The 2,793-nt window shown below is 61.7% G+C and carries 1 protein-coding gene, 2 pseudogenes and 1 other annotated feature; of the genes and pseudogenes, 2 read left to right on the top strand and 1 reads right to left on the bottom strand.

The window, feature by feature from the left end; translation table 11 throughout:
- Nucleotides 1–54 precede the first annotated feature (54 nt).
- Nucleotides 55–231, top strand: a pseudogene (locus AB6A69_RS16250) (transposase); the annotation flags it as partial.
- Nucleotides 232–493: 262 nt separating this feature from the next.
- Here AB6A69_RS16250 and AB6A69_RS16245 read toward each other — a convergent pair.
- Nucleotides 494–1,531 (bottom strand): IS110 family transposase, encoded by a 1,038-nt coding sequence (locus AB6A69_RS16245; RefSeq protein ID WP_371061569.1) that lies wholly within the window; start codon nucleotides 1,529–1,531, stop codon nucleotides 494–496.
- Nucleotides 1,532–1,618: 87 nt separating this feature from the next.
- Here AB6A69_RS16245 and AB6A69_RS16240 point away from each other — a divergent pair.
- Nucleotides 1,619–2,754: pseudogene (locus AB6A69_RS16240) on the top strand (IS3 family transposase); the annotation flags it as partial.
- Nucleotides 1,738–1,854, top strand: a sequence feature (AL1L pseudoknot). Its footprint overlaps the pseudogene before it by 117 nt.
- Nucleotides 2,755–2,793: the final 39 nt, after the last annotated feature.

The raw sequence follows: 2,793 nt of genomic DNA, 5'->3' as shown, positions 1-2,793 counted from the left end.
CTGAACCGCGCCGGGTTTGCCGGAGGCTCCAACTCTTGAGTAGGATGGAGCATCATGAGCAAGACTACGAACAAGTATTCCCCGGAAGTCCGCGAGCGTGCGGTTCGCATGGTTTTGGACAATCCCGGGCAGCATGAGAGCCGGTGGGCGGCGATCCTGTCGGTTTCATCGAAGATCGGTTGCGCGCCGCAGACGCTGAACGAGTGGGTCAAGAAGGCTTGTGTGGATGCCGCCCGGTTTGCAAGGAAAATAATGAACCTTCGCGCGTGTGATCGAGTGCGTGCTTGTGTCAGGCCTTCTCTGTGCGGCTTGCCAAGCGCCGCTGGCCGGTATGGTGATCTGCGGATCGGATCCAAATCTGAGATGCGAGCGCGGAGCTCTCGCCTTCTTTCTGGTTGTTCCGATCCCGATCTTCTCGATCGGTTTGCCCGTACGGTTCCCTGCCTTCCTCACAACTCGTGCGACCGGGGCCTTTCCCGGTGCAGTGTAGGGGTCACGCCATCTGTGGCGGTGTGACCGGATGACCTCTGTAATCCTCGCCCTTCGTCAGCATGGCCCAGATGCTGCGTGCCATTTTTTTGGCGAGGGCCACCGCGACCAGCAAGCGCGGCTTGCGCGCCAGCATTCGCGCCAACCACGATCCTTCGGGTGGGCGTTTCCGTGTCGCCCCGTACACAACCGACATCGCGCCGATAATCAGCAACCTGCGGATGTCGCGCTGTCCCATCTTCGACATCTTTCCAAGCCTTTGTTTGCCACCCGTGGATTTCTGCAGCGGAACGAGACCCAGCCAGGCCGCAAAGTCGCGACCGCGCCGGAAGCTCTCCATCGGTGGCGCGAAAGCCTCGATCGCCAGCGACAGGATCGGACCGACCCCGGGCATGGTCTGCAAGCGGCGCGTGGTCTCGGCTTCGCGGGACATGGCGTCGATGTGCTTCTTCAGTTTGTCTGTACGAACGGTCAAATCGGCGATCTGCTCCATCAGGCCGCGGCAGATCTCCCGAACAGCGGTTGGTATGTCCGTGTTTTCATCCGCGATGATTTCTTCGATCCGGCCCATGTGATGGATGCCGTATGGGGCGATATAGCCGAACTCATAAAGATGCGCGCGCAGCGTGTTCACCAGTTCGGTCCGCTGGTTCACCAGCTGCTCGCGGGCGCGAAAGACGATGGCGCGCTCCTGCTGCGCTTCGGTCTTCACCTCCACGAAGCGCATGGTCGGGCGCGTGGCTGCCTCGACGATGGCCTCCGCATCGTTGGCGTCGTTCTTGTGGCGTTTTACAAACGGCTTGACATAACGCGGAGCGATCAGCTTGGCCTCATGGCCGAACCGGATCATCTCGCGCGCCCAGTGATGCGCTCCGCCGCAAGCCTCCATGACAACCAGGCACCGCGGCAGGTCCATCATGAACCTGTGGAATTGCAAGCGCGAGAGCTTCCTTCGGAACACGGGGTGCCCGTCGGCGCGGGCGCCATGCACGTGAAAAACGTTCTTTGCCAAATCGACGCCGACGATTGTAACCTCCTCCATGGGTGTCTCCCTTTCTCTTTCGTGGCTGTAGACAACCACGACGTTGGCACACAGCGATGCCGTCGAGGAAGGGCGGCATCCACCCCATCTGAGGTGGATCGCGGTGAGCGGGCCGGTGTCACGACCGAGATGGCCGAGCGGCTGAAGGCGCTGGAGCGGGAGAACCGGGAACTGAAGCAGGCGAACGAGATCCTCCGGAAGGCTTCTGCTTATTTTGCCCAGGCGGAGCTCGACCGCCGACCGAAGTCATGATCGCTTTCATCGACGATCACCGTGGAGAACTCGGGGTCGAGCCGATCTGCAAGCAGCTGCCGATTGCCCTGTCCACCTATTACGATCATCTGGCGAAGCGGGCCGACCCTGATCAGCGTTCAGATCGGGCCAAGCGGGACGCGGAACTGCGCCCCGAGGTCGAGCGCGTGTTCGATGCCAATTTCAAGGTCTGTGGCGTGCGCAAGAACTGGCACCAGATGCGCCGGGAGGGGGTCGACGTGGCCAGATGCACGGTGGCGCGGCTGATGAAGGAAATGGGGCTCGAGGGCGTCATTCGCGGCAAGAAGATCAGGACGACGCTGCCGGACAAGGCACAACCATGCCCATTGGACAAGGTGAACCGTCAGTTCCGCGCGCCTGCGCCGGATATGCTGTGGGATGAGCCGTTGTCGCGCCATTGGTCCGAGCGACAATGGCGAATGATTTCACCTATGTCGCGACCTGGCAGGGCTTCGTCTATGTGGCGTTCGTGATCGATGCCTTCGCGCGCCGCATCGTGGGCTGGCGGGTCAGCCGCACGGCCCATGCCGTCGCCCATTGGGCTTGAACCAATGGCGCCACAATGGGCAACCATGCTCGATGCCCTGGAACAGGCCGTTCATCAGCGGCGGCCGGGCGCGGGGCTGGTGCATCACTCGGATCGCGGGTCGCAATACCTGTCGATCAAATACACCGAACGCCTCGCGGAGGCGGGCATCGAACCGTCGGTCGGCAGCGTCGGTGACAGCTACGACAATGCCCTGGCCGAGACGATCGACGGTCTTTTCAAGGCAGAGGTCATTCATCGCCGTGGACCATGGCGCAGCTTCGACGCCGTGGAATACGCCACCCTCGAATGGGTCGATTGGTTCAACAACCGCCGCCTGCTGGAACCCATCGGGAATATCCCACCAGCAGAGGCCGAAGCAAATCACCACGCCACTCTGGAAACTCAGACCATGGCAGCGTAACTATCCGAAATCAGCCTCCGGCAAACCCGGCGGGGTTCA

Origin of the sequence: Rhodosalinus sp. 5P4 (genome assembly GCF_041365695.1) — a bacterium.
Taxonomy (GTDB): Bacteria; Pseudomonadota; Alphaproteobacteria; order Rhodobacterales; family Rhodobacteraceae; genus Rhodosalinus.
This window is presented reverse-complemented; position numbering and strand designations above follow the sequence as displayed.

Bases quoted from the DNA above. Each gene is read 5' to 3' on its own strand.
- AB6A69_RS16245 (WP_371061569.1), bottom strand. From the start codon at position 1,531: ATGGAGGAGGTTACAATCGTCGGCGTCGATTTGGCAAAGAACGTTTTT.